Origin of the sequence: Wenzhouxiangella sp. 15190 (assembly GCF_003417465.1) — a bacterium.
In the GTDB taxonomy this organism is placed as follows: domain Bacteria; phylum Pseudomonadota; class Gammaproteobacteria; order Xanthomonadales; family Wenzhouxiangellaceae; genus Wenzhouxiangella.
Genome location: NZ_QVMV01000007.1, coordinates 51,876 through 77,510, shown reverse-complemented (window position 1 = coordinate 77,510; position 25,635 = coordinate 51,876). Strand labels below are relative to the sequence as shown.

30 protein-coding genes are annotated in these 25,635 nt (G+C 63.2%); 20 read left to right on the top strand and 10 right to left on the bottom strand.

What is annotated here, in order from left to right; translation table 11 throughout:
* Nucleotide 1 precedes the first annotated feature (1 nt).
* Both DZK26_RS01540 and DZK26_RS01535 read right to left on the bottom strand, forming a co-directional pair.
* Entirely contained in the window at nucleotides 2-796 is a 795-nt protein-coding gene (locus tag DZK26_RS01540) for an ABC transporter ATP-binding protein (RefSeq protein WP_258870813.1), read from the bottom strand.
* Between the two features lie 2 nt (nucleotides 797-798).
* Nucleotides 799-1,911 carry an MlaE family lipid ABC transporter permease subunit gene (locus DZK26_RS01535; RefSeq protein WP_116897151.1) on the bottom strand — a complete coding sequence of 371 codons (1,113 nt, stop codon included), beginning with the start codon at nucleotides 1,909-1,911 and terminating at the stop codon, nucleotides 799-801.
* Nucleotides 1,912-2,047: 136 nt separating this feature from the next.
* Between DZK26_RS01535 and DZK26_RS01530 the strand changes: the two genes are divergently transcribed.
* Both DZK26_RS01530 and DZK26_RS01525 read left to right on the top strand, forming a co-directional pair.
* Nucleotides 2,048-2,560, top strand: coding sequence for a hypothetical protein (locus DZK26_RS01530; RefSeq protein WP_147306591.1), 513 nt, complete (start codon nucleotides 2,048-2,050; stop codon nucleotides 2,558-2,560).
* On the top strand, nucleotides 2,557-3,570 hold the full coding sequence (locus tag DZK26_RS01525; protein ID WP_147306590.1) for a hypothetical protein: 1,014 nt from the start codon (nucleotides 2,557-2,559) through the stop codon (nucleotides 3,568-3,570). Before DZK26_RS01530 ends, DZK26_RS01525 begins: the two co-directional genes overlap by 4 nt.
* Before the next feature lie 4 nt (nucleotides 3,571-3,574).
* On the opposite strand, the gene DZK26_RS01520 is transcribed toward DZK26_RS01525, so the two are convergent.
* On the bottom strand, nucleotides 3,575-4,930 hold the full coding sequence (locus tag DZK26_RS01520; RefSeq protein ID WP_116897148.1) for a Do family serine endopeptidase: 1,356 nt from the start codon (nucleotides 4,928-4,930) through the stop codon (nucleotides 3,575-3,577).
* Between the two features lie 227 nt (nucleotides 4,931-5,157).
* Here DZK26_RS01520 and DZK26_RS01515 point away from each other — a divergent pair, with 227 nt between their 5' ends.
* Both DZK26_RS01515 and DZK26_RS01510 read left to right on the top strand, forming a co-directional pair.
* A complete protein-coding gene (locus tag DZK26_RS01515) occupies nucleotides 5,158-5,757 on the top strand; it encodes an HNH endonuclease (protein WP_116897147.1) in 600 nt (199 codons plus the stop codon).
* Complete coding sequence (locus DZK26_RS01510; protein ID WP_116897146.1) at nucleotides 5,757-6,671, top strand: 5'-3' exonuclease H3TH domain-containing protein; 915 nt, start codon at nucleotides 5,757-5,759, stop codon at nucleotides 6,669-6,671. The genes DZK26_RS01515 and DZK26_RS01510 overlap by 1 nt, the downstream gene beginning before the upstream one ends.
* Before the next feature lie 37 nt (nucleotides 6,672-6,708).
* On the opposite strand, the gene DZK26_RS01505 is transcribed toward DZK26_RS01510, so the two are convergent.
* Nucleotides 6,709-8,151 (bottom strand): SMP-30/gluconolactonase/LRE family protein, encoded by a 1,443-nt coding sequence (locus tag DZK26_RS01505; protein WP_116897145.1) that lies wholly within the window; start codon nucleotides 8,149-8,151, stop codon nucleotides 6,709-6,711.
* A gap of 86 nt (nucleotides 8,152-8,237) precedes the next feature.
* Here DZK26_RS01505 and DZK26_RS01500 point away from each other — a divergent pair, with 86 nt between their 5' ends.
* Nucleotides 8,238-8,765 carry an NUDIX hydrolase gene (locus DZK26_RS01500; RefSeq protein ID WP_116897297.1) on the top strand — a complete coding sequence of 176 codons (528 nt, stop codon included), beginning with the start codon at nucleotides 8,238-8,240 and terminating at the stop codon, nucleotides 8,763-8,765.
* A 398-nt stretch (nucleotides 8,766-9,163) separates the two neighbouring features.
* Here DZK26_RS01500 and DZK26_RS01495 read toward each other — a convergent pair whose 3' ends face one another.
* The gene (locus tag DZK26_RS01495) at nucleotides 9,164-9,571 is read right to left on the bottom strand and encodes an MAPEG family protein (protein WP_116897144.1); all 408 of its coding nucleotides are present in this window, start codon (nucleotides 9,569-9,571) and stop codon (nucleotides 9,164-9,166) included.
* 100 nt (nucleotides 9,572-9,671) lie between these two features.
* Here DZK26_RS01495 and DZK26_RS01490 point away from each other — a divergent pair, with 100 nt between their 5' ends.
* From DZK26_RS01490 to DZK26_RS01480, 3 genes are all read left to right on the top strand, one after another.
* Nucleotides 9,672-10,664: an isoaspartyl peptidase/L-asparaginase family protein gene (locus DZK26_RS01490; protein ID WP_116897143.1), complete on the top strand. Its 993-nt coding sequence runs from the start codon at nucleotides 9,672-9,674 to the stop codon at nucleotides 10,662-10,664.
* An 84-nt stretch (nucleotides 10,665-10,748) separates the two neighbouring features.
* Nucleotides 10,749-11,450, top strand: a complete 702-nt coding sequence (locus DZK26_RS01485) for an alanyl-tRNA editing protein (RefSeq protein WP_116897142.1) — start codon at nucleotides 10,749-10,751, stop codon at nucleotides 11,448-11,450.
* A 23-nt stretch (nucleotides 11,451-11,473) separates the two neighbouring features.
* Complete coding sequence (locus DZK26_RS01480; protein WP_116897141.1) at nucleotides 11,474-11,665, top strand: CPXCG motif-containing cysteine-rich protein; 192 nt, start codon at nucleotides 11,474-11,476, stop codon at nucleotides 11,663-11,665.
* Between the two features lie 28 nt (nucleotides 11,666-11,693).
* Here the strand turns inward: DZK26_RS01480 and metF are convergent, their stop codons facing one another.
* From metF to metK, 4 genes are all read right to left on the bottom strand, one after another.
* Nucleotides 11,694-12,575, bottom strand: coding sequence for a methylenetetrahydrofolate reductase [NAD(P)H] (metF, locus tag DZK26_RS01475; RefSeq protein WP_116897140.1), 882 nt, complete (start codon nucleotides 12,573-12,575; stop codon nucleotides 11,694-11,696).
* A gap of 82 nt (nucleotides 12,576-12,657) precedes the next feature.
* Complete coding sequence (locus DZK26_RS01470) at nucleotides 12,658-13,053, bottom strand: four helix bundle protein (protein WP_258870812.1); 396 nt, start codon at nucleotides 13,051-13,053, stop codon at nucleotides 12,658-12,660.
* Nucleotides 13,054-13,151: 98 nt separating this feature from the next.
* Nucleotides 13,152-14,612 carry an adenosylhomocysteinase gene (gene ahcY, locus DZK26_RS01465; RefSeq protein WP_116897138.1) on the bottom strand — a complete coding sequence of 487 codons (1,461 nt, stop codon included), beginning with the start codon at nucleotides 14,610-14,612 and terminating at the stop codon, nucleotides 13,152-13,154.
* Between the two features lie 160 nt (nucleotides 14,613-14,772).
* Nucleotides 14,773-15,990 (bottom strand): methionine adenosyltransferase, encoded by a 1,218-nt coding sequence (metK, locus tag DZK26_RS01460; protein ID WP_116897137.1) that lies wholly within the window; start codon nucleotides 15,988-15,990, stop codon nucleotides 14,773-14,775.
* Between the two features lie 228 nt (nucleotides 15,991-16,218).
* Between metK and DZK26_RS01455 the strand changes: the two genes are divergently transcribed.
* The 11 genes from DZK26_RS01455 to DZK26_RS01405 are packed head-to-tail and all read left to right on the top strand — an operon-like array spanning nucleotide 16,219 to nucleotide 24,945.
* A complete protein-coding gene (locus tag DZK26_RS01455) occupies nucleotides 16,219-17,601 on the top strand; it encodes a phospholipase D-like domain-containing protein (protein WP_404976173.1) in 1,383 nt (460 codons plus the stop codon).
* 49 nt (nucleotides 17,602-17,650) lie between these two features.
* On the top strand, nucleotides 17,651-18,133 hold the full coding sequence (locus DZK26_RS01450; RefSeq protein ID WP_116897135.1) for a Na+/H+ antiporter subunit E: 483 nt from the start codon (nucleotides 17,651-17,653) through the stop codon (nucleotides 18,131-18,133).
* Nucleotides 18,134-18,427: a monovalent cation/H+ antiporter complex subunit F gene (locus DZK26_RS01445; protein WP_116897134.1), complete on the top strand. Its 294-nt coding sequence runs from the start codon at nucleotides 18,134-18,136 to the stop codon at nucleotides 18,425-18,427.
* On the top strand, nucleotides 18,420-18,749 hold the full coding sequence (gene mnhG / locus DZK26_RS01440; protein ID WP_116897133.1) for a monovalent cation/H(+) antiporter subunit G: 330 nt from the start codon (nucleotides 18,420-18,422) through the stop codon (nucleotides 18,747-18,749). Before DZK26_RS01445 ends, mnhG begins: the two co-directional genes overlap by 8 nt.
* A 29-nt stretch (nucleotides 18,750-18,778) precedes the next feature.
* Nucleotides 18,779-19,303, top strand: coding sequence for a DUF4040 domain-containing protein (locus DZK26_RS01435; protein ID WP_309545066.1), 525 nt, complete (start codon nucleotides 18,779-18,781; stop codon nucleotides 19,301-19,303).
* Nucleotides 19,300-19,746 carry a Na(+)/H(+) antiporter subunit B gene (locus DZK26_RS01430; RefSeq protein WP_116897132.1) on the top strand — a complete coding sequence of 149 codons (447 nt, stop codon included), beginning with the start codon at nucleotides 19,300-19,302 and terminating at the stop codon, nucleotides 19,744-19,746. Before DZK26_RS01435 ends, DZK26_RS01430 begins: the two co-directional genes overlap by 4 nt.
* Nucleotides 19,746-20,117: a cation:proton antiporter subunit C gene (locus tag DZK26_RS01425; RefSeq protein ID WP_181918261.1), complete on the top strand. Its 372-nt coding sequence runs from the start codon at nucleotides 19,746-19,748 to the stop codon at nucleotides 20,115-20,117. Before DZK26_RS01430 ends, DZK26_RS01425 begins: the two co-directional genes overlap by 1 nt.
* Nucleotides 20,114-21,598: a monovalent cation/H+ antiporter subunit D family protein gene (locus DZK26_RS01420; protein ID WP_181918260.1), complete on the top strand. Its 1,485-nt coding sequence runs from the start codon at nucleotides 20,114-20,116 to the stop codon at nucleotides 21,596-21,598. The genes DZK26_RS01425 and DZK26_RS01420 overlap by 4 nt, the downstream gene beginning before the upstream one ends.
* Nucleotides 21,595-23,043 carry a proton-conducting transporter membrane subunit gene (locus tag DZK26_RS01415; protein ID WP_116897130.1) on the top strand — a complete coding sequence of 483 codons (1,449 nt, stop codon included), beginning with the start codon at nucleotides 21,595-21,597 and terminating at the stop codon, nucleotides 23,041-23,043. Before DZK26_RS01420 ends, DZK26_RS01415 begins: the two co-directional genes overlap by 4 nt.
* Nucleotides 23,040-23,258 (top strand): hypothetical protein, encoded by a 219-nt coding sequence (locus tag DZK26_RS01410; RefSeq protein ID WP_116897129.1) that lies wholly within the window; start codon nucleotides 23,040-23,042, stop codon nucleotides 23,256-23,258. The genes DZK26_RS01415 and DZK26_RS01410 overlap by 4 nt, the downstream gene beginning before the upstream one ends.
* Nucleotides 23,248-24,945: a proton-conducting transporter membrane subunit gene (locus tag DZK26_RS01405; RefSeq protein WP_116897128.1), complete on the top strand. Its 1,698-nt coding sequence runs from the start codon at nucleotides 23,248-23,250 to the stop codon at nucleotides 24,943-24,945. Before DZK26_RS01410 ends, DZK26_RS01405 begins: the two co-directional genes overlap by 11 nt.
* A 12-nt stretch (nucleotides 24,946-24,957) precedes the next feature.
* Here the strand turns inward: DZK26_RS01405 and DZK26_RS14225 are convergent, their stop codons facing one another.
* The gene (locus DZK26_RS14225) at nucleotides 24,958-25,224 is read right to left on the bottom strand and encodes a hypothetical protein (RefSeq protein ID WP_181918259.1); all 267 of its coding nucleotides are present in this window, start codon (nucleotides 25,222-25,224) and stop codon (nucleotides 24,958-24,960) included.
* Nucleotides 25,225-25,239: 15 nt separating this feature from the next.
* Here DZK26_RS14225 and DZK26_RS14220 point away from each other — a divergent pair, with 15 nt between their 5' ends.
* Nucleotides 25,240-25,584: a Rieske 2Fe-2S domain-containing protein gene (locus DZK26_RS14220; RefSeq protein WP_181918258.1), complete on the top strand. Its 345-nt coding sequence runs from the start codon at nucleotides 25,240-25,242 to the stop codon at nucleotides 25,582-25,584.
* Nucleotides 25,585-25,635: the final 51 nt, after the last annotated feature.

The window sequence follows — 25,635 nt, the reverse complement described above, 5'->3', positions numbered from 1 at the left end:
GTCAGTAGTTTTCCTGCGCCTGTTGCGCCTGCTTTGCCTGTCGTGCCCGCGGGCCGTGGAAGTAGTCCCGGACCCAGGGATGGTCGAACGCCTCGACGACGTCGCGTCGCCCGCTTACAAGGATACGCTGGTCTCCGATGACGGCGATGCGGTCGCAGATACCGTAAAGCGTATCAAGATCGTGCGTGATCAGGAATACGGTCAATCCCAGCGCATCGGCCAGGGTGCGCAGCAGTTCGTCGAACGCCGCGGCCCCGATCGGGTCCAGGCCGGCCGTCGGCTCGTCGAGGAAAAGCAGCTCGGGGTCCAGCGCCAGGGCCCGCGCCAGGCCGGCGCGCTTGCGCATGCCGCCGGAAAGCTCGGCGGGATACTTGCCGCAGGCATCCAAATTCAGTCCGGTGAGCAGGATCCTGAGCCGGGCCAGTTCACAGCGCAGCTCGTCACCGATTTCCGGATGGTGTGTGCGAATCGGCACTTCGACATTCTCGCGCACGGTCAGCGAAGAAAACAGCGCGCCGTCCTGGAAGAGCACGCCCGTGCGACGCCGCAGAGCCTGCAGCGACTGGCCGCTGCCGTCCACCTGCCGGCCCAGCACCTCGATCATGCCGCCCTGCGGCTCGAGCAGACCGAGAATGGCGCGCATCAGCACCGACTTGCCGCTGCCCGAACCACCGACCACGCCCAGGATCTCACCGCGATAGACGTCCAGGTCCAGGCCCTGGTGGACGGTCTGTGTGCCGAATCGGTTGACCAGGCCGCGGACCCGGATCGCGATGTCTTCGTCCGAATCCGTCACCTTCACCATCCCATTTCCATGAAGAAAATGGCCGCCAGCGCGTCGATGACGATGACCAGCGTGATGCTCTGCACCACCGCCGATGTCGTGTGCTCACCCACCGACTGGGCCGTTCCGGCCACCTTGAAGCCCTCCAGGCAGCCGATCAGTGCAATCGTGGCGGCAAACAGCGGCGCCTTGACCAGGCCGACCAGGTAGTGCTGAAGGGTAACGGCTTCCTGCATGCGCGTCAGGAACATGTTTGGCTCGATACCCAGTGCCAGCACCGATACCGCCAGGCCGCCGAGAAAACCGGCCACCGTAGCCAGCAGCGCCAGGATCGGCAGCATGACCAGCAGGGCCAGCAGGCGCGGCAGCACCAGCAGCACCACGGGATCGAGCCCGAGGGTGCGCATGGCGTCGATTTCCTCGCGCGATTTCATGGTGCCGATCTGGGCGGTGAACGCACTGGCGGTTCGCCCGGCCAGCAGGATGGCAGTCAGCAACACCCCGAACTCGCGCAGGAACGCGTAGGTGATCAGGTCGACGACGAACAGCTCGGCACCGAAGTCGCGCAGCACGGTCGCCCCCAGGTAGGCCACGACGGCCCCCACCAGGAATGCCAGCAGCGCCGTCAGCGGCAGGGCATTGAGCCCGGTCTGCTGCATGTGAAAGACGGTGGCGGTCACGCGCCACTGCGAGGGACGGAACAGGGTCGTCGCCCATCGACTCAACGCCAGCCCGAGGAACCCGACCAGCAGGCGGAAATTGCCGCCCGCCCCGGTAACGACCAGCCCGATGCCCCCCAGCCACTCGCGCCAGAGCGGCGGTGGTTCGGTCTCCCGCTCGCCCTCGCCTTCCAGCGCGGAGACGATCACATCGAACAGCGGCCGGTGCTCGTCGCGCAACTCGATATCACCGGGTTCGAGGGAAAGCCGGCGCGCGGCACGCAAGAGCAGAAAGGCGCCGGCCGCGTCGAGATACTCGATCCCGCTGGCATCGACGACGCGAGCTTCACCGCTAACACCGGCAACAATGCGTTCCAGGTTGGAAGCATGATCGAGTCGCCAGTCGCCCGAAGCGACAAGCCGTTCAGGCTGCTCGGAATCTCGATTGAATTGGAGGCCTTCGGACATTGCGCCAAAACGGTAGCGACGGATAAACGCCTACAAGTTAGCAGAAACCCGGGTCGCCGGAGCGCGATTTCGACGGTGGAAGTAGCGAATGCTAGACTTTCATGGCATGACAGTAATCGCTCAAGGAGCGAGCGCCATGAAGATGAAAATTCACCTGGTCGTTATGTTCCTGGTGCTCGGATGCGCCGAAGCACCCTCAGCCGCAGAACCTCTTATTCAGTATGAGCGAACCCACTCACAGGTCGCTCATGAAGACAACACGTACAGTCTCACCGTCTACGACGATGGGACTGTAGAGGCCCACTTCCCCCGCCATTCTCCCCAGGCCGGAACATATCGCTGGACCCTGCCCCCGGAGGAGATCCGGAATCTTCTCGATCTGGTGGCGCCTATCGGAGACATCGAGTCGGAAAGCCTGCTTACGAGCATACAAACGACGCGCTCTCAGGGACTGATCGAGGTTGCCGATACCGACCGCGTTGTTCTGGAGATCAATGACGCGACTCGCGGCCAGAACCAAATTGTTGTCCCGTCACCCGAAATCTGGCAGAAACATCTTCCCGAAGGGCATGACATGGGCACCGTAGCGACGATCGCAAAGGAGCTGGCGGCCTGGATGCGTGATCAGGCAAGGGAGCGTGCGCAATGAAAATGAACAGATTCATAACCGCATCGATTCTCGCTATCGCTCTGGCGTCCCCGGCATACGGGGGCACGTTCATGTTTGCGGAAAGCCAGGAAGATCCGGATATCATCACCCACCCGATCGGTTACAACGGCACCGGAGAAACGCTGGAAGTATCAGTCTGCATCGCCACAGATTCAGAGAGTCAGTCCGAACTGGAAATTCCGGTCCAAAATGCTGCGGCTACCTGGACGACATTACAGCCAACCAATTCCAATGTCACACGCTCCGACAGCGAATTGGGTCCGAATCAGTTCGATGTGGAAAGCGTACTGCTGCATGAACTCGGTCACTGTATTGGACTGGCCCACCCGAACCTGGGCAAAAAGTCAGAGCCTAATCTTACAAATACCGAGCAAGAGTTCGCCATGGCGCTGAACGGTAGCAATGGCGCCTACGATCTCGATGCCGGTGGTGACGGCATCCCCGGCAGCCGCGATGATGTGCGCGGTGACGACGTCAACCTGAACTGGTTCCGGATCGGCAAAAACGATCCCTTCCTGTACGAGTCGGAAATCGACCTCGACACCTATTCCAACGACAAAAACGACCTGCCGTCGGGACATACCTGGATCGAGATCGCCTCATTCGACGTGTCGCAGGATCTTGGCCAGGGCTCCGGCGAAGGCGTCATGAATCAAGGCACGTTTCCACAGGAAACCCAGCGCAAGATCCACAACGAAGACGCCACCACCCTGCGCATTGGTATGGCGGGGTTGGACGAGGATCAGGGCACCGGGGACGACTATGGCATCCAATTAACCTACGGTGGAATTGCCGACGACTGCGACATCACCATCAGGATGAAGGATGATGGGTTTGGACTCTGCGAAATAGGCGGCGACCCTACAAATTCGCCCCACATCTCGATTACATCGGGCACGATCACACTGGGATCCACCAGTGCCGTCAACTGGTACTTCAACAGCACACTGTCGGGTCTCATCTTTCGGGATCGCTTCGAACAACAGTGAGAATCTACTCGTCGAAGCGAACAATATAGCCCCTGCCCCGGCGGCGGATCTGTAGCGCGAAGCTACCATCGACCGGGAATTGCTCGCGCAGTTCGCCCAGGTCGGCGATTTCCCCGCGGTTGAAGCCGACGATCACATCGCCCGGCCGCAGTCCGGTATTCCACGCCGCGGAATTACGGCGAACATCCTCGATCAGCACGCCCTGTGCACGGACGCGCTCGGGAATGCGCGCCAGCGCCGCGCCCTCGAGCCGTTCGTCGAGGCGCTGGCCGGAGATGCGTTCGTCCAGGTTCTCCTCGATGACCACGCGTACCGAGTCGCGCTCGCCGTCACGCAGGTATTCGACCCGCACGCGGCTACCCACGGCCAGCAGGCCCTCGATATTGCGCAGGCCCTGGGCGTTCTCGACCGGCCGTCCATCGACCGAAACGATCACATCACCGGCCTCCAGCCCCGCGGCTCGCAGGGCCGAATCCTCCTTCAGACGGGTGACGACCGCACCCTGGGTCGATTCGAGACCCAGCGCCTCGCGCAGTTCCTCGTCGAGGTCCTGAACCTCGACGCCGAAGGAACCGCGGCGCACTTCGCCATGTTCGATCAGCTGTTCCATGACGTGCGTGGCGGTGCTGACGGGAATGGCAAAACCGATGCCGACATTGCCGCCCGAGGGTGTGAAGATGGCGGTGTTGATGCCGACCAGTTCACCGCGCAGGTTGATCAGCGCCCCGCCGGAGTTGCCGGGGTTGATCGAGGCGTCGGTCTGGATGAAGTTCTGATATTCGAGCCCGCGCAGGCCCTGCCGGCCCAGGGCCGAGACGATGCCCGAGGTCACGGTCTGGCCCAGGCCGAAGGGATTGCCCACGGCCACCACGAAATCGCCCACACGCAGGCGATCGGATTCATCCAGCGGCAGTTCGGCCAGGTCGTCGGCCTCGACGCGGATCACCGCCAGGTCGGTATCCCGATCCGAACCGACGAACTCGGCATCCAGTTCGCGCCCGTCCTCGAGGCGCACGGCGATGTCGTCGGCACCGTCGATGACATGGTTGTTGGTCAGCACGTAGCCGTCCTCGCCGTCGACGATCACGCCCGAGCCCAGGCTCTGCTGTACCCGTTCGCGCGGCATGCTGGGAAAGTCGAAAAAGCGACGGAAGAACGGGTCGTCGAAAAACGGGCTGGTGCGCACCTGCACGCGGGTTCGGGTATGCACATTGACCACCGCCGGCATGACGTCCTCGAGAATCGGCGCCAATGAGGGCAGCGGTTCGCCGTCGACGGCGGCCGGCAGCGCCGCCGGTACGGCACGCAGCATGAATAGCAGGACGATGGCGAGCGAAATCCGGAATGCGTTTTTCATCATTGACCTGTAAGCTCGAAGTGGCAATTGATTGATCGAACGATGCCGCGTTTGACTGGTGTGGTCGACAACAGTTTCACCCGAATCCGCCCAACAGCGCGGAAGAATGATCGTGCGGCCTTCAACGCGGCACCAAAGGGTTGCATTTGCACGCAAAACCCGGATGATATAGGCGCAACACAGGTTTCGCGACCCAGCATCTTGGGTAGGTAGGGCCTGGAGAGCACAATATGCTGAACCTGGACCAGCAAGTACTGCGAACCGACGTGACCGGCATGCCGCTCGAATGGATCGGCTACCAGGATGCGGTTCGCCTTATCGTTCTCGATCAGGTCTGCTACGCCCTGGGCAGTGTGCTCTACCGTCTGCACGGCGGCATCAACGCCAGCAGTGGCCGGCGCACTGAAATTCCGGTCAATGCCATCATCGCCACGCACGGCTCCCACCCGGACGCCCATCGTTTCTACGATCGCTACACGCCGCCGCTTTCCAATCGCGCCCTGTTCCGGCGTGACGAAAATCTTTGCCTGTATTGCGGCGAGCAGTTTCGCGAACGCGATCTGTCGCGCGATCACGTGCATCCGCTCTCGCAAGATGGCGTGGACACCTGGGCCAACGTGGTCACCGCCTGCAAGCGCTGCAACAATCACAAGGGTTCGCGAACACCCGAGCAAGCGGGCATGCAATTGCTGGCCATTCCGTTCACCCCCACCCATGCCGAATACGTGTACCTGCAGGGTCGCCGCATACTGGCCGACCAGATGGAGTTCCTGCTCGCGCACTTCCCGCGCGACAGCGTGCTGCGCAAGCGCCTGACCGCCACGTTCTGATGGCGGTCTCACCCGAAACGCCGGGGGGCCAGCCGGCCTACCTGGTCGACGCAAGCGTCTATATCTTTCGTGCCTGGTACAGCAGGCCAGACCGTTTCGCCGACCCGGCCGGGAATCCGACCAACGCCGTCTACGGCTTTGCCCGCTTTTTGTGCGAGCTGCTCGAGCAAACGCAGGCCGGCCACGTGGCGGTGGCCTTCGACGAGTCGCTGACCACCTCGTTTCGCAACGAGATCTATCCGGACTACAAGGCCAATCGCGAGCCCGCCCCGGAGGAACTCAAACGCCAGTTCGCCTGGTGCCAGGATCTCGGCCGGGCGCTGGGGCTGTCGGTCTGCGCCGACAGCTACTACGAAGCCGACGACCTGATCGCCACCCTGGCCGGCCAGTGTCGTTCACGTCAGCAGTCGGTGTGCGTGGTCACCGGCGACAAGGATCTCGCCCAATTATTGGTCGACGACGATCACTGGTGGGATTTCTCGCGCCGGCGGCGCCTGGACCGCCGCGGGGTATTCGAGCATTTCGGCGTGCATCCGCACCAGATGGCCGACTTCCTGGCGCTGACCGGCGACCCGGTCGACAACATCCCCGGCGTGCCCGGCGTGGGTCCCAAGACGGCGAGCGCATTGCTGGCTCGTTTCGGCAGCCTGGATGCGCTCTACGAGCGGCTCGACGAGATCGCCTGGCTGAAAATTCGCGGCGCAAAGACGCTGGCGGCAAAACTGCGGCAACACGAACCGGCGGCGCGGCTGGCGCGCCGCCTGACCGGACTGCATTGCGAGGTGCCGTTGCTCACCGAGATCGGAGAACTGGAGCGCACCGGCGGGGATGCCGATGCACTCGATGCCCTGCTCGACAGCCTGGGATTCGGCCGCCCGCTACGCGAACGGCTGCATCGGCTCAGGAACCTCTGACTAATCTCTGCGCGGGCGCGACGGTGTCTACGCCAGTTCAACCGTCCTGGTCGTCCGGAACTTCCCGGTTCTGTTTCTTGAGCTCTTCCAGGATCTCCTCGCCCACGACCCGCACCGAGGCCGCGTCGACATCGAGCTGCATGATCGGAACGTCCGGAAGGCCGTCGGCCGGATTGCCCTCCTGATCGACATGCCGCCAATGGCTGCCGGCCAGGAAATACAGCATTTGCCCGTCCATGGCGCCGAAGGTCGGGGTGTCGAACTCTTCCTTGGCGGCCGCCAGCGGCGCGACCGCGGTCACGCCCAGGCCGTCAGCGCCCAGTTCGAGACGGACGACTCGCTGCGGCGAGATGCCGTTCTGGATGGCGACCAGATGGTCATTCCACCAGTACAGACCGTCGATGCCGCCGGCATTGAAAGTCTCCGGAACGGCCAGTTGCCAGGCCTGCTGACCGCCCGTGGCATCCAGCACCAGGATGCCGAGTTCATAGTCGGCCACGTACAAGAGGCTATCGTCGTCGTTGAGGGCGATACCGCGCAGGCTGGTGAAATTGGGATGACCGAAGTAGGGCTTGAGCTTGTCCTGCCCGGGCTCGAGTCGATAGACGATGGGTGCCTGCGTGTCAGCGGCGAATACAGTACCGTCGCCGGCGAGGGCCAGGCTGCCGAGCAGGTTTTGCTGATCATCGCTACTGAGCGTGTACTGCTCCTGGAGCTCACCCGTCTCCAGGTCGAGCCGGAGCAGCGCGCTGTTGACGTCTGACTCGGATTCCGGCCCCTGGTAATGCGAGACACGGCCCACGGCGGCCCACAAGTGGCCCCGGTCCGTGTCCACGGCGATGTCGAAAACGGCAGCCAGTTCGGGCACGGTCTCGGATGAAGCGAATACATCCCAGGACTCGCCGTCTTCACTGACGAGAATCTCGCCGTCCCGGATCGTGCCGACGAAAACCCGCTCCGAGGCGCTGTCGATGGCCATTGCCTCAGGCATGGCGTGCTCACTGTCGAGCGTCGACCAGACGCTGGCATCTCCGAAGGGCTTGCCGGCTTCGGTCATCAGCTCGTTGAGATGGTCGTAGAGATCGTGCTCGCGCAGCGGGTCGACGGCATCGATTTCGTCCCAGTCGACCGACAGGCCCTGTTGCTGCATCTTGAGCATCATGTTGAAGGCTTCGCTGAGATTGCCGAGGCGGGCGTGGCCTTCCACCAGTTGACGCATGAAGTCCTGGTTGTAGGGCCTGAGCTTGTGCAACTCCCGGGTCGCCTCGACCCAGCCTTCGATGTCCTGGCGCCGGTAGGCGCTCGCCGCTTTCCGAAACCAGTGCGACATCTTTTGCCCGGGTGCCGGGCTGGCCGACTGTCCACTCCCGGAGCCAGCTTCGGAAGTCGACTGTTCGCCCTCGGCTTCGGACTGCGCCGCCGCAGCCGAACCCATCAGCAGGCCGACCAGAAGGCTCAGTACAATTGCGGAAATGCGCATAATTCTTATGTCCTGTTGGTGATTGTTCGCGGGCATTGGGACTGTCATCGACGCAATTCGTTCAGCCCGACAAGGATGCCGAAACCATGGCGCAAACGACAGACAACGACACACTATTGTACGCCGGTCGCTACCTGACACTGGTTGACCGCCGCGGATGGGAGCTGGTTTCGCGCAAGCATCGCGTGGCCGTGCTCGTCGCCTGGACGCCCGCCGACGAGCTGCTGCTGGTCGAGCAATACCGCGTTCCGCTCGAGCGGCCCACCATCGAGCTGCCGGCCGGGCTGGTCGGCGACACGGCCGGCCTGGAAGACGAAGCGATCCTGGAAGCGGCGGCCCGCGAACTCGAGGAGGAAACCGGCTGGCGAGCCGGCCGGGTTGCCGAGATCATGCCCTGCCCCACCTCGGCGGGTATGACCGACGAGATGGCCGTGTTCGTTCGGGCAACGGAACTCGAACGCGTCAGCGACGGTGGCGGCGACGCCAGCGAGGAAATCCGCGTCCATGCCGTCGGTCGAGAGCGGGTCGATGCCTGGCTGGCCGATCGCCACCACGAAGGCCTCGCCATCGATCCCAAGATCTACACGGCGCTGTACTGGAGCCGAAAGGTTTAGCGTCCCCGATAAAGGGATCCGTAAATTCCTCGTCTTGAGGCGATGGGTCCAGCTTGAAAAATTCCAAATCTCAAGCACCAAATATCAAACAAATTCGAATGACCTAATTTTTAAATGGCCGAAACGGGCATGGCGCCGATGCGACAGACCTGTGCACTTTGGCAGGTGCAGGCGCCCAGCTGCAGGGTCGGTAGGCGGCCAACCGGCCCGGGATTGCGGCAAGGCGCATGCTCTGGCCGCCGCTGCGGTTTGGGTCATTGGAATTTCGTTCATTCGAATTTGTTTGAGAATTGGTGCTTGTAATTTGGTGCTTTAATCCATCGACCGTTAGCCAATCAATCCGGCTTTGCGCCGTTACAGCCGGTCCGTTACAGCCACCCACCGACTTGAGCCGGTGATCACATCATCCAGCGTCCCACGGCAGTGGCGACGAGCATCAGGGCCGCGACGAAGATGACCAGCCAGGTCAGGCCGGTACCCCAGAGTCGACCCACGGAATAGCCGGCACTTCGATTGAGGCCGACAAATCCGTGCATCAGTCGCCCGACCAGCAGGCCCGCTCCGAGCAGGTGCAATGCCCATGCGGGCGCGGCGGTCCCGGCTTCGACCAGGACCAGCAAGACAAGTGCCAGGGGAACGTACTCGGCGAAATTGGCGTGTGTACGTATCGCCAGATTGAGTGAATCGTGGCCGCCGCTGCCAATTCCCACTTTCAGGCTGCGGCGCAGATACACCACGCGCAGAGCCAGCCCCAGGTACGCCAATCCCAGCAGACCAGCATAGAACATCGTGATCGTGAATGACATCAGACGCTTCCCTCGAGGATCAAAACAGGCAGTATAGTGCCGATGCTAGACTTGACCAATCCAATGAAAATCCAGCCAAACAAAAACGGACTGCACCGATATGCTGCGAATCACCTTCCTCACGGCCGTACTTCTGGCCGCCAGCCTTGCCGTGGCTGAATCACCGGTCGCCATCGCCATCCACGGCGGCGCCGGCACGATCCTGCCGGAGAAAATGACCGCCGAGCGCGAGCAGGCCATACGCGCCGCGCTCGAGGAGTCGGCTCACGCCGGACACGAGGTTCTCGAATCCGGTGGGCCGGCCCTGGACGCCGTCGTGGCGGCCATCCGCATTCTCGAGGACTCACCCGAATTCAACGCCGGACGAGGCGCGGTATTGACCAACACCGGCACTGTCGAGATGGACGCCTCGATCATGAACGGCGCCGACCTCGAAGCCGGCGCCGTCGCCTCCGTCAAGCGCATCCGTCACCCGATCGACGCGGCCCGGCTGGTAATGCACGACTCGCCGCACGTCATGCTGATGGGCGAAGGCGCCATGAGCTTCGCCGAAGACCACGGCCTGGAATTCATGGACGAGGACTGGTTCATCACCGACTTCCGGCGCCGGCAGCTCGAGACCATCCAGGCCGACGAGCAGGCCGGAATGCAGCTTTCCGAGAGCTGGCACTCGACGGTAGGGGCCGTGGCGCTCGACGCGCACGGCAACCTGGCCGCGGCCACCTCGACCGGCGGCATGGCGAACAAGCGCTGGGGCCGCGTCGGCGACTCGCCCATCATCGGCGCCGGCACCTATGCCGACAACCGCGCCTGCGCGATTTCGGCGACCGGCCACGGGGAATTCTTCATTCGCCATGTGGCCGCACACAGCATCTGCAGCCTGGTACGCATGGCCGGCATGACCCTCGACGAGGCTGCCAACCAGGTCATCAATGAAACGCTCAAGGAAGCCGGCGCCGACGGCGGTGTGATCGCCGTCGATCCGCAGGGCAACGTCAGCATGCCCTTCAACACGCCCGGTATGTACCGCGCCTCCGTCGACGGCGACGGCAAGCTGCAGGTCCTGATCTATCGCGAAGACTCAGAGGGCTGACATGCCGGTGGGCTGGATCATCGTCCGGCATCAGCACAGAGCCGGCGCGAAGCTTGCCGAGTCACGCCACAGGAGTCCGGATTCATGACCGAACCCCTGTTCCGCGACGATGCCTACCGCCGCGAATGCTCCGCCCGAGTGGTCGCCGCAGACGATGATGGCGTGGTACTCGACGAAACCGTTTTCTACGCCCGCGGCGGCGGCCAGCCAGGCGATACCGGCCGCCTGGTTGTCGACGGCGGCGCCGCCGAGGTGATCGACACCCGCTACGGCCCGGACGGCGAAATCGTGCACGTGCTGTCCGAAAACGCACCGCGGCCCACGCCGGGGACAGAAGTCCGTGCGGTAATCGACTGGCCGCGACGCCACCGCCTGATGCGCATGCATACCTGCCTGCACCTGCTTTCGGCCGTGCTGCCCTACCCGGTGACCGGCGGCCAGGTCGAGGACGGCCGCGGCCGGCTCGACTTCGATCTGGCCGAACCGCCCGACCGGGAACGCGTGGAGCTAGAACTCAACGCCCTGATCGAAGCCGATCATCCCGTGCATTCGCGCTGGATCGACGAAAGCGAACTCGACGCGCGCCCCGAGCTGGTCAAGACGCTGTCGGTCCGTCCGCCCCGCGGCGTTGGGCGGATTCGGCTGATCGAGGTTCCAGGCGTGGACCTGCAGCCCTGTGGCGGCACCCACGTGGCGGCCACCGGCGAAATCGGGCCGGTGCGGGTGCGCAAGATCGAGAAGAAGGGGCGCCGCAACCGGCGCGTCAAGCTAGCGCTGAGCGAATGAAAGCGGGCAGCGGGGGCGAATCAATGACGGAACCCGGGAGTGAAGACTGGACGTTCGCCTGCCCCTGCTGCGGCGAGCCCAACGAAGTGTTCATCGATCCCGATGAACGCGGCCAGGTGGTGGTTATGGACTGCCGCGTGTGCTGCCGGCCGATCGAGATCGTCTCGCCGCTCGATCCGAACCTGCCGCCGGACGTGCGGGCGGAGGATCAGTAGTCGGCAATCGGCAATCGGTAATCGGTGGTCAGGCGATGTTGCGCTTGGCTTCGTTGCCTTTGCCCAGCCCCAGATTGCGGCACAGCGCCGTCGAAGCTTTCCAGCGGTTGAGGGTGTAGAAATGGATGCCGGGCGCGCCGCCTTCGAGCAGGCGCCGGCACAGGTCGGTAATGACCTCCTCACCGAAAGCGCGCAACGAAGTCATGTCTTCGGCCTCTTCCCAGGCCTCGATGCGCTTGGCGATCCACAGCGGGATTTCAGCGCCGCACATGCGCGAGAAACGCGCCAGGCCCGAGTAGTTGGTGATCGGCATGATGCCCGGCACGATCGGAACATCCACGCCGCGCGAACGCACGTCCTCGACGAAACGAAAGTAACTTTCGGCGCTGAAGAAGTACTGCGTTATGGCACCGTCGGCGCCGGCGTCGACCTTGGCGCGGAAATGCTTCATGTCGGCCTCGGGCGTCTTCGATTCGGGATGGTGCTCGGGATAGCAGGCAACTTCGATGTGAAAGCGGTCACCGTAGTACTCGCGAATGAATCGCACCAGGTCGACGGCATGATCAAAAACCCCCGTCCCGCCGCCCGAGGGCCGGTCGCCGCGCAATACCACGAGCCGGTCGATACCGTTGTCGCGGTAGTCGTCGAGCAGGTCGCGGATACTGTCGATGTCTTCGGACATGCACGAGATATGCGGTGCCGCCGGCACACCGGTCGCCTCGATGATATTGCGCACGGTCTCGAAGGTACGCGTACGCGTCGAACCGCCGGCACCGAAAGTCACCGACATGTAATCCGGGCCGAGCTCGGCCAGCTGATCACGCGATCGTTCGAACGTTTCCTGCTGCTTGTCGTTCTTCGGCGGGAAGAATTCGAAGGATAGTTGGGGGTACTCGGTGGTTGTTGCCATTTGTTTCGTCCGGGGGCTTTATCAGGATTGTCAACGTTAGTGACAAGAAAATAGATAATAGAAAAAAGAAAATAGAAATGGCTCAATCAGGTGCGGGGGTTACCCTTCGGTTTCTGATCAAGCCATTGAGCATGGCCAGGATTTCGTGAAACTCGGATTGAAGCGAGGCAACTTCCTCAGCGATATAACCGAGATCCTTTGCAATCCAGGTTTGTGTATCAAGCTCCATCAGAGATCCTCTGGCCATTATCAGATAGCGAACGAATTCCTTGTTGCCTGATCGGGCAGCGCCTTCAGCGATATTTGAAGGCACACTGATCGCACAGCGTCGCATCTGTGCCGTCAGACAATAACGCTCCTCATCAGGGAATGACGCTGTGACCTCATACACCGCACGCACCATCCGCATAGAGCGCTTCCAGACTTCCAACTGATAATGCTGCGGCTTTGTGGTCACATCCAAACCCTCGACCAGCACACTCTATTTTCTATTCACTATTTACTATTTACTATTTTCTCCCACGCTGGCCAAAGCCCCGGAGCCGTAGACCGACTCCGGAACCTCCGAAGCTACCGTCAATAGCGATAATGCTCCGGCTTATACGGCCCTTCGACCGTGACGCCGATGTAGTCGGCCTGCTCGGGCCTGAGCTCGGTCAGGCGAACGCCGATGCGTTCCAGGTGCAGGCGTGCGACCTTTTCGTCGAGATGCTTGGGCAGCACGTAGACCTGGTTGCCGTAGCGGTCGCCGTGCTTGAACAGCTCGATCTGGGCCAGGGTCTGGTTGGTGAAGCTGTTCGACATCACGAAGCTCGGGTGGCCCGTGGCGCAGCCCAGGTTCACCAGGCGGCCGCGGGCGAGCAGGATGATCTTGTTGCCGTCGGGGAAGGTGATGTGGTCGACCTGCGGCTTGATTTCGTCCCACTCGTACTGATCGAGGCTGGCCACGTCGATTTCGTTATCGAAGTGACCGATGTTGCAAACGATTGCCTCGTCCTTCATGCGACGCATGTGGTCGTGATTGATCACGTTGTAGTTACCGGTAGCGGTGACGAAGATGTCGGCTGATTCGACCACGCCTTCGTCCTCGAGATTGACCACCTTGTAGCCTTCCATGGCCGCCTGCAGGGCACAGATCGGATCGACTTCCGTGATCCAGACGTTGGCTGACAACGCCCTCAGCGACTGGGCCGAACCCTTGCCGACGTCACCGTAGCCACAGACGATGGCGGTCTTGCCGGCAACCATCACGTCGGTGGCGCGCTTGATGGCGTCGACCAGCGACTCGCGGCAGCCGTAGAGGTTGTCGAACTTCGACTTGGTGACCGAATCGTTGACATTGATGGCCGGGAATTTCAGCGTACCCTCGCGCTCCATCCGGTAGAGGCGATTGACACCGGTGGTGGTTTCCTCGGTCACGCCCTGGATGTTCTCGAGCGCTTGGGAGTACCAGCCGGGGTTGGACTCGAGACGCTTCTTGATGGCGGCGAACAGCGCCGTCTCTTCCTCGCTGCCCGGATTCTCGAGGACGCTCGGATCCTGCTCGGCCTGGGCGCCCAGGTTGAGCAACATGGTGGCATCGCCGCCGTCGTCGAGAATCATGTTGGCCGTCTGGCCGTCGGGCCACTGGAAGATGCGGTGGGTGAACTCCCAGTATTCGTCCAGGGACTCGCCCTTGAAGGCGAAAACGGGGATGCCGCGTTCGGCAATGGCGGCCGCGGCGTGATCCTGCGTCGAGTAGATGTTGCACGAGGCCCAGCGCACTTCAGCGCCGAGCTCGATCAGGGTCTCGATGAGCACGGCGGTCTGGATCGTCATGTGCAGCGAACCGGCGATGCGCGCGCCCTTGAGCGGCTGGTCGTCGGCATACTCGGCGCGGGTCTGCACCAGACCCGGCATTTCCGTCTCGGCAATCTTCATTTCCTTGCGACCGAAGTCGGCCAGGCTCGGATCGGCGATACAGAAGTCCTTGTCGGTGGGGGCCAGCTGCTCGTCGAAGAGTACGCTCTTTCTCACGTCTTCGGGATTAGCGTTCATAAGTTATTTCCTCGTTACTATTTGAATTCGTTGCAATTAGAGTTGAGTGTGAAGTGGGAAGTGTGAAGTGTGAAGAAAAGAAAAACCCAGCAGGATGCCCGCCTCTTAACACTTCACACTTAACACTTCACACTTTTATTGCCACTTCACACTTTGTCATTCAGATTCCCGCATCCTTGCGCAGCGCCTCGGCCTTGTCGGTCTTTTCCCAACTGAAGGTCGTGAAGTGCTCGGTCGTTTCGTGGCCGTCGCGGATGACCTTCGCCGAGGTTTCCTGCGGATGACGACCAAAATGACCGTGGGTCGCCGTCTGCCTATACATCGGGTGGAGCAGGCCCAGCGACTTGAGAATGCCGTAGGGCCTGAGATCGAAATGTCCACGGATGAGTTCTTCGATCTTCTCTTCGGGAATCTTGTTGGTGCCGAAGGTGGTCACCGACACGGAGGTCGGTTCGGCCACGCCGATGGCATAGCTGACCTGCACCTCGCACTTGTCGGCCAGGCCGGCCGCGACCACGTTCTTGGCCACGTAACGTCCGGCGTAGGTGGCCGAACGGTCGACCTTGGACGGATCCTTGCCGGAAAAGGCACCGCCACCGTGGCGCGCCATGCCGCCATAGGTGTCGACGATGATCTTGCGGCCGGTCAGGCCGGCATCGCCCACCGGACCGCCGATGACGAACTTGCCGGTGGGATTGATGTGGAAATGTGTATCGCTGTGCAGCCATTCGGCCGGCAGCACCGGCTCGATGATGTGCTTTTTCACGCCGTCCCGGAGCTCCTCCAGGTCGACACCTTCGTCATGCTGGGTCGACAGCACGACCGTGTCGATGGCCACCGGCCGACCGTCTTCGTAGCGCAGCGTGACCTGGCTTTTGGCGTCGGGCCTGAGCCAGGGCAGCGGATTGTCGCGGTGCTTGCGCACCCGCGTCTGCTGCTCGACCAGGCGATGCGCGTAGAAGATAGGCGCAGGCATCAACTCCTCGGTCTCGTTCGAGGCGTAACCGAACATCAGGCCCTGGTCCCCGGCGCCCTGGTCTTCGGGAATCTCCCGGTCGACGCCCTGGGCGATATCCGGCGACTGCTTGCCGATCATGTTGATCACCGAACAGGTGTGACCGTCGAAACCCACGTCGGAGGAGTCGTAGCCGATATCGACCACGACCTGCCGGATCAGCTCCTCGAGATCGATCCAGGCGGTCGTCGTGATTTCACCGCCGACGATGACCGCACCGGTCTTGAGGAAAGTTTCACAGGCGACTCGGGCATGCGGATCCCGGGTCAGGATGGCATCCAGAATGGCGTCGGAAACCTGGTCGGCCATCTTGTCCGGATGACCCTCGGACACCGACTCTGAAGTGAACAGGTAGGATCTCATTGCTCTATTTATCTCTTAATCGGGATAGAAAGATAAGTAGTCTAACGCAGATCCATCGGGGATGCATCCAGGGCTATGGCCGGTGGTCTGTGGTCTGTGGTCCGTAGGCCGTGGTCAGACGCACAAACCACTGACCACCGGCCACAGAGTCCGTATCATGACCCCAGGCACCTCGCATAGGCCACGCCCCTGAGCCCGGAGACCTTCTTCCTGCTGCTTTTCCACGCCGTGCTGGCACCGGCCACCGCGGTGCACGCCCTTTTGTACAAGCGAGAGTCGCGCGGGGCCTTCGGCTGGATTGCCGTGTGCATCGTCACGCCGCTGGCCGGACCTTTGCTCTACCTGTTCTTCGGCCTCAACCGCACGCGCAACCGCGCCCAAAACTTCAGCATGCCGCCGTTGCGTTCCGGTGAGCGTGGTGAGGTGGTAGCCCATGTCCATCCCTTGCCGGAGGACCTGCCGGCCACCTTTACCGAGCTGGCGCGCAGCGGCCAGGCACTGAGTCGGCATGCACTCGTCGGACAAAACGCGGTGGAACCGCTTTTCAACGGCGAACAGGCTTATCCGGCCATGCTCGATGCCATCGAGCACGCCCGCCACCACATCTGCCTGACGACCTACATCTTCGACCACGACCGGACCGGCCATTCGTTCTGCACGGCCCTGGCCGAGGCGGCCAGGCGCGGCGTGGACGTGCGCGTTCTCATCGACGGCGTGGGCGAATGGTACTCACGACCGCGCGCCAGCCAACGCCTGCGCCGGGCCGGCATTCGAACCGCCCGCTTCCTGCCGCCCCGCCTGGTGCCACCCTCACTTTCGATCAACCTGAGAAACCATCACAAGATCCTGGTGGTCGACGACCGCGTCGCTTTTACCGGCGGCATGAACATTTCCGACCGGCATTGCGTCGACAGCCCGGGCGAGGCACAAGCGACGGCCGACGTGCAATTTCAGCTGCAGGGCCCGGTGGTGGGCCAGCTGACACTGGAGTTCTACCGCACCTGGGAATTCGCCACCGGCGAAGCGGTGGATCATCAGCCAGATGTCGACACGAAATGCGGCGAAGCGGCCTGCCGCGTGCTGACCGACGGCCCGGACGAGGACCTCGACCGCATGACCATGTTGCTGGCGGCCGCCATTGCCAGCGCCCGCGACTCGATTCGCATCATGACGCCCTACTTTCTGCCGCCACGCGAGCTCATCGGGGCCCTGCAGGCAGCGGCCGTTCGCGGCATCGACGTGCAAGTGGTACTGCCGGAACGAAGCAACCTTCGCTACATTGACTGGGCGACGCGCAACATGCTTTGGGAGCTGCTTTTCCGCGGCGTGCGCGTAAACCTGCAGCCGGCCCCCTTCAATCACGGCAAACTGTTCGTCGTCGACGACTTCTACAGCCTGGTGGGCTCGGCCAACTGGGATCCGCGCAGTCTGCGCCTGAACTTCGAACTGCAGGTGGAAGCCTACGATGAAAGCCTGGCGCGGAATCTCGGCGAATACATCGATCGCTCGGCCGCCGCCGGCCGCGACCTCACGCTGGCCGAAGTCGACGGCCGACGATTCCCGGTGCGCCTGCGCGACGCGGCATGCTGGCTGTTCACGCCCTACCTTTGAGCACGATTCAGTTGCCGCGCTCCCCGAACTTGGTAGAATTTCCGCTCTTATGCGTTACTTCCTGTCGCTCGCAATCATCCTCTCTGCCCTGTGGCTCGGCATTTCAGGCGTCTACAAGCCGGTCATCCTGGCGCTGGGGGCGGCCTCCGTGCTGCTGGTGGTCTGGCTGTCCGCGCGCATGGAAGTCGTGGGCACCGAACACAACCCAGCCGTCTATTCCTGGCGGCTACCGGTGTACTGGGGCTGGCTGGTGTGGCAGATCGTCATGGCCAACGTGCACATCGCCCGGCTGGTGCTTCAACCGCAGCGCATCCGGCCGCGGGTGATCCGCGCGCCGGTGCCGCACAAGACGCCGGTGGCGAAGGTCACCTACGCCAACTCGATCACGCTGACGCCCGGCACCATCACGCTGCGGCTGGAAGCGGATTTTGTCGACGTACATGCCATCGACGATCATTCGGCAGCCGGCATCGAGGGCGGCGGCATGGCCGCGAAGGTCAGCTGGCTCGAGCGCGGCCGGGAGATCGACTGAATGAACACGGTACTTCTCATCACGATCCTGGCCGTTTTCCTGACCATGGCGCTGTCGCTGGTTCGTGCTTTTCGCGGGCCGACCAATTACGACCGCATTCTGGCCGTCAACGTGTTCGGAACCAAGACCGTACTCGGCGTGGCCCTCATCGTTTTCATCACCGGCCACGACGACCTCATCGATGTCGCCCTGGTCTATGCCCTGATCAACTTCATCACTGTCGTCGCCGTGCTCAAGCTGGTCAAGATGCGCGACCTGGCGACCTCCGGCGAGGGAGATATCACCGATGGTTGATATCGTGCTCGACTGGGTTTCGTGGCTGATGCTGCTGAGCGGCGGCCTGGTGGCCGTCATCGGTGGCATCGGCCTGCTGCGCTTTCCCGATATCTACACGCGCCTGCATGCCGGCGGCATGACCGACACGCTGTGCATGCTGCTGATCATCGGCGGGCTGATCCTGCAGTCCGGCCTGAGCATTCTGTCGATCAAGCTCGCGCTGATCCTGCTGTTCATGCTGTTCACCGCGCCGACGGCCGCGCATGCGCTCGCGCGGGCAGCCATGGTCGATGGCGTGGAACCGCAGACCGGCGAGGGAGAGCCGTCATCGAATACCTGATCGACATCGCCCTGCTGGGCCTGCTGGCGGTGGTGGCCGTGGCGGTGGTGCGCATGCGCAACCTGTTCGCCTCGGCCATGCTGTTCGCCATTTACTCGCTGCTGTCGGCCGGGCTGTTCGCGGTTCTCGACGCCGGCGACGTTGCGCTGACGGAGGCGGCCGTGGGCGCGGGTATCAGCACACTCCTGATCCTGGCGGTGCTGACGGTCGCGCGCCGCGACGAGAAACCGGTGCCGGGACACAAACTGCCGGCGCTGATCGTGGTCGTGGTCACCGGCGCGGCCCTGATCTGGGCCACGCTCGACCTGCCTGAGTTCGGTGCGCCGGACAATCCGGTCCACACGCACGTCGCGCCCTACTACATCGAGCAGTCCTATCCGGACATGGGCGTGCCCAACATGGTCGCGGCCGTGCTCGCCAGCTATCGTTCCATCGATACCATCGGCGAGGCCTTCGTGATTCTCACGGCCGGCCTGGCGGTGTGGGCCCTGCTGTCCGTTCCTCCACGCCGGCGGCGCCGCAAGTTGCCGACCGAAGGGGAGGACGCACGATGAGGGAACACGGCATCCTGCGCATCGTCGCCCGTCTGCTGATTCCGCTGATCATGCTGTTCGGGCTCTATATCCAGTTCCACGGCGACTACTCGCCCGGCGGCGGTTTCCAGGCCGGGGTCGTGTTTGCCTCGGCCTGGATCCTGTTCGTGTTGATCTACGGCCTGGATGACGCACTCAAGGTCATCCCCGAGCGCGCCATGTTCGTCCTCATGCTGCTGGGCGTTCTGTTGTACGCCGCGGTGGGAATTGCCGGCGTCCTGCTGGGCGGGCACTTTCTGAACTTCTACCCGCTGTTGCCCGGCAAGCACGCCGCCCAGCAGTTCGGCATCATCACTGTCGAACTGGGCGTAGGCGTGACCGTCGCCACCGTCATGATGCTCATCTTCACGCAATTTGCGCGGCGCCGGCAGCTGCTCGCCGAAGTCAACGAGGAGGTCGACTGATGGCGGCACTCGGTCACTTCAACTACTGGATCGTTGTCATCCTGATGATGATCGGCTTCTACTGCGTGATCGCGCGCGGCAACATGGTCAAGAAGATGATCGGGCTCAACATCTTCCAGACCTCGGTATTCATCCTGTTCATCTCGGCCGGCAAGATCATCGGCGGTTCGACACCGATTCTGCGCAAGGGTGTGGAGCTTTACTCCAACCCGCTGCCGCACGTACTGATCCTCACCGCGATTGTCGTCGGCGTCGCCACCACTGCCGTCGGCCTGGCGCTGGCGATGCGCATCAAGGAAGCCTACGGCACAATCGAGGATGACCTGATCCACGACGACGAACCCGCGGCCGAAGACGAGGGCAATCGATGACGCTTGTCGAGCTGATGCCGTTCAGCGTGCTCGTGCCGCTGATCGCCGCACCCCTATGTGCGCTTCTGCCGGGACGCATCCTGCCGTGGCTGCTGGCCTTGGCCTCGGCGATCGCGAGTACGGTGATTGCCGCCCTGGTACTGCCGCAGGCCATCGACGGCCCGCTGTCGTATGCCTTCGGCAACTGGCCGCCGCCGATCGGTATCGAGTACCGCGTCGACAGCGCCAATGCCTTCGTCGCCCTGCTGGTCAGTGGCCTGGCGGTGCTGGCCACGCTATGGGGCCGCAAGAGCGTCAACGAGGAACTGGACCAGCCGCAGGGCGTGTTCTACAGCCTGTTTTTGCTCGCCCTGGCCGGCCTGATGGGCATCACGCTCACCGGTGATGCCTTCAACGTCTTCGTCTTTCTCGAGATCTCCTCGCTGTCGACCTACGCGCTGATTGCCCACGGCCCCGACCGGCGCGCCCTGCTGGCCTCGTTCCGTTACCTGATCATGGGCACCGTCGGCGCCACCTTCTTTTTGATCGGCGTCGGCTTCCTCTACATCATGACCGGCACGCTCAACATGGCCGACCTGGCCGAGCGCCTGCCCGAAGTCGCCGACACGCGCACGGTCCACGTCGCCCTGGCATTCATCATCGTCGGCATGGGCCTGAAGCTGGCCATGCTGCCGTTGCACCTTTGGCTGCCCAACGCCTACACCTACGCACCCAATTTCATCAGCGTATTCATTGCCGGCACGGCCACCAAGGTGGCGCTGTACGTGATGATCCGCATGATCTACACGGTCTTCGGCGCCGATTACAGCTATGCCGTGCTACCACTGACTGCCGTGTTCCTGGCACTCGCCCTGGCCGGCATGTTCATCGGCGCCTGGACGGCCATTTTCCAGGCCAATCTCAAGCGCATGCTGGCGTGGTCGTCGATTTCCCAGGTCGGCTACATGCTGCTCGGGCTCGCCCTGGGCACGGTGGCGGGGCTGACGGCCACTTTCCTGCACCTGTTCAACCATGCGCTGATCAAGGCCGCGCTGTTCATGGCCGTGGGCACGGTCGCCTGGCGGGTCGGGTCGGTCCGGATCGAGGCTTTTCGCGGCCTGGGCCGGCAGATGCCCTGGACAATGACCGCCTTCGCCCTGGCCGGGCTGTCGATCATCGGCATTCCGACCACCGCCGGATTCATCAGCAAGTGGTATCTGATCCTGGCGGCCATGGACGCGGGCCAGCCGTGGCTGGTGGCGCTGATCGTGATCAGCTCCCTGATGGCCGTGGTCTACGTCTGGCGCGTGATCGAGGCGGCCTGGTTCCAGTCGCGTCCGGCTGACGCCGAAACGGTTCGCGAAGCGCCATTGTCACTGCTCGTGCCGCTGTGGCTGATGGTCGGGCTCAACTTCTGGTTCGGGCTCGACACGCGCCTGCCGGTCGCCGGCGCCACGGCCGCCGCCGAAGCCCTGTTCGGGCCGACGGGGGTCACGCCGTGAGCCCGTTGACTGTCATCCTGATTCCGTTCGCCGGTGCCATCGCCATCGCGCTCGCCGCCGGCCAGCCACGACTGCGCGATACGCTCGGCTGGATCGCGGCGATTGCCTTCTTCATCGGCGTCGTGCAGCAAATCGGTCCCGTGCTCGACGGGGCCGGACGCGAACAGCTGCTCTGGACCATCCTGCCGGGCCTGGACCTGATGCTGCGCGTCGAGCCCCTGGGCCTGATTTTTGCCCTGGTGGCCTCGACGCTGTGGCTGGCGGCCACGCTCTACGCCCAGAGCTACATGAAGGCGATGAACTACCCGCACCTGGGGCGGTTCTTCGCTTGCTACGCCCTGGCCCTGGGCGCGACCGCCGGCGTGGCCTTTGCCGACAACCTGATCACGCTTTTCATCTTCTACGAGATCCTCACGATCTCGACCTATCCGCTGGTCACGCACTCGGGCAATGCCGATGCGCGGCGCGGTGGACGCATCTATCTCGGCTATCTTCTGACCTCCTCGATCGGCCTGCTGCTGGTCGCCATCCTGTGGACATACTTCGCCACCGGCACCGTGCAGTTCACCGAAGGCGGCATCCTCGCCGGCCACGTGGACGAAACCTGGCTGCCACTGCTGGCCGGCCTGTTCTTCTTCGGCATCGGCAAGGCCGCACTGATGCCCATGCATCGCTGGCTGCCGGCGGCGATGGTTGCGCCGGCGCCGGTCAGCGCCCTGCTGCACGCCGTGGCGGTGGTCAAGGCCGGCGTGTTCACGGTGCTCAAGGTCGCCGTCTACGTCTTCGGCATCGACCTGCTGGCCGAGACCGGAAGTGGCATCTGGATCTCCTGGTTCGCGGCTTTCACCATCATCGCCGCCTCACTGGTGGCGCTGACCCTCACCGACCTGAAGGCCCGGCTGGCCTACTCGACCGTCGCGCAGTTAAGCTACGTGGTGATCGGCGCCATGGTGGCCACCCCGCTGGCCATCATCGGCGCGGTCATGCACCTGGCGATGCATGCCGTGGCAAAGATCACACTGTTCTTCGGCGCCGGTGCCATCCAGGTGGCCCACAACCGCAAGACCATTCCCGAACTCGACGGTCTCGGGCGCGTCATGCCCTGGACCTTCGGCGCTTTCACCGTCGGCACGCTGAGCATCATCGGCCTGCCGCTGTTCGGTGGCATGTGGTCGAAATGGTACCTGTTGCTCGGCGCGCTGGAGACCCATCAGCTCGTCCTCGTCGCGGCGCTGCTGCTATCCTCACTGCTGAACATTCTGTACCTGCTGATCATCCCCATCCGGGCGTTCTTCGCTCCGGCAGCCGAAGGCGTTCCCACTGAGGGCATTCACGAGGCACCGTTGCCCCAGCTCATCGCCATGACGGTCTGCGCCGCCGGCTGCATCGCGCTGTTCTTCTGGCCCGACCCCCTGTTCCATCTCGCCGGGATGCTAGTGCAATGATCGAGAGACTCCGCAAACATGCCCCATGGCTGCTGATCGGCGCCTGCGCCGTGCTGGCCGTCGTTGGCCTGTTCTTCCGGGCCGACTCCGGCCCCGAATCCTGGCCGCTGTTCTACCCGATCCTGGGCAGCCTGGCCGTCATCGTCCCGGTGGCGCTGGTTCGGCTGCTTGCGCCCGTTCTGCGCATGGGCGGGGAAGATAAGCATGCCGATTGAGATGGCCCCGGTCGGAATCCTGCTTCTGGGGGCCTTGATCGCCGCCGTCGTACCCGCGCGCATCGCCGCGCTGACCACGCTGATCACACCCCTGGCCGCGGCCTGGGCAGCCCTGACACTGCTCAAGCCGGGCAGCACCGCGACATGGTCGATCATGGCCTACCAGCTCGAACCGGTTCGCGCCGACCACTTCAGCCTGGTCATGGTCGGTTTGTTCCTGTTCGCCGCGCTGGCTGCGGCCCTTTACGGCCTCGGCATTCGCGATCGCCTGCAACATGCCTCACTGCTGCTCTACATCGCCGGCGGCACGGGCGCGGTGCTGGCCGGTGACATGATTTCATTTTTCGTGTTTTTCGAACTCATCGGGCTGGGCGGAACCCTGCTTGTGCTGGCCGCGCGCACGCCCGAAGCGAGCGCCGCGGCAGTGCGCTACCTCGTCTTCCAGGTCACTGCCGGACTGACCCTGCTCGCCGGCATTCTCACCGTTGCATCGAGCAGCGGTGACTGGTCCTTCCGGGCCATGGATCTACAGGAATCGGGCGCCTGGCTGATGATGCTGGCTTTCGGCATCAAGGCCGGCATTCCCCTATTGCACGGCTGGATCGTCGATGCCTACCCCAAGGCGTCGCTCATCGGCCTGGCGGTGCTCGTGGCCGTGACCACCAAGGTGGGCATATACGGCCTGGCACACGTTTTCGCGGGGGAAGGCATTCTGGTCGGCGTCGGCACGGTCATGGCGCTCTGGCCCCTGTTCTATACGCTGGTCGAGAACGACCTCAAGCGTGTCGTCGCTTACGCCATGTTGGTTCAACTCGGCCTGATGGTTGCCGGTGTCGGCGTCGGTTCCGCCATCGCCCTCGACGGGGTGGCCATGCACATCGTCATGGACGTCCTGTTCAAGATGACCCTGTTCATGGCCCTGGGCGTGGTTCTCCTGCGGGTGGGCACCACGCGCGCCGACCGGCTCGGCGGACTGTGGCGGCACATGCCGCTGACCACGACCTTCGTGGCCGTGGCCGTGGCCGCCAACGTCGCCCTGCCGCTGACCGGCGGCTTCATCAGCAAGAAGACGCTGCTGGCCGGCATCGAGTACGGCGAGGTACCGGTCGTGGTCTGGGCCGTGCTGGTCAGCCTGTCGGCGATGGGCACGCTGTATGCCGGCGTACGCGTTCTGTGGGAGGGCTTCCTGAAACCACCGGGTTCGAGGCAGCCGGCAAGCATTGACGATGCACCGGCGCCGATGGCCGCGGCAATGGGGCTACTCGTTGTCGCCCTGCTACTGACCGGCACGGTTCCCGGACTGACCGACTGGCTACGCCCGCAGGCCAGCGACTACACGCCGCTTTACGCCGGCAAGATCATCGGCCATATGCAGATGCTGTTGTTCTCCCTGGCCGCCTACGTGCTGCTGGTGCGGGCCGGCTTTGGACTGCCGCGGTCACGACCGGCGACCTGGCTTGACGCTGAGTGGCTCTACCGCCGCGCCCTTCCGACGATCGCCGGGGTCGCACGCAGGGCGCTGATCTCGCTGCGCAACCGGGCACTGCAGATCATCGGAAGAATGTCCACACCCGGGCATGGTCGCGTCTCGGCCACGCTGGAACGAAGCTGGCCGATCGGCTTGATGGGCCTCTGGGCCGCCGCGCTGCTGGCCGCATTGCTGTTGTTCGGGATTCGATCGGCCTGACGGCCTGGACGCTCAGTCATCACGTTTTCGCTGGCGATGAACGACCCGGTACTCGACGTCGACCAGGCCGTCGTCGCGTCTTCGCTTGCCGGTCACACCCAGCCAGCGGCGCACGGTGAGCACGACGAAGCCGATGATCGCCGCGCCAGCGGCAATGGCCAGAAAGATGACGCCCACGAAAAAGCTCAGGGCGAGAACGCCGATTCCCAGAAGAACCAGCCCCAGCCGGGCCAGCGGGCTCGCCGGCGGCTGGTAGAATCGTTGCCATGGATCTTGCATGTATTTTCAGACCCCGTGAATGAACCAGTGTTCCTTTGCCCTTCCGACGATCTGACCGAAGGCCAGTACCGCGAATTCCAGATCGAGCAGGATGAGCAACCCGTGTGGTTGATCGTCACCCGGCAGGCCGGTCAGCCGCGTGGATGGCTCAATCTCTGTCCCCACCAGGGACGACCACTCAACTTCGCTCCGGATCGCTTTCTCACCGACGAGGACAATCGCCTCGTCTGTGCCCATCACGGCGCCGTGTTCGATCCCGCCAGCGGCGTATGCGTATCCGGTCCCTGCCAGAATGCCACCCTGCGCGATATCGCGCTGGACGAGTCTGACGGCCGGATTCTCGTCACTTTTCCAGCATAACAGCCGACACCATCGGACGCCGTCCGCTGCCCGCGCGGCAGTTTTCAGATC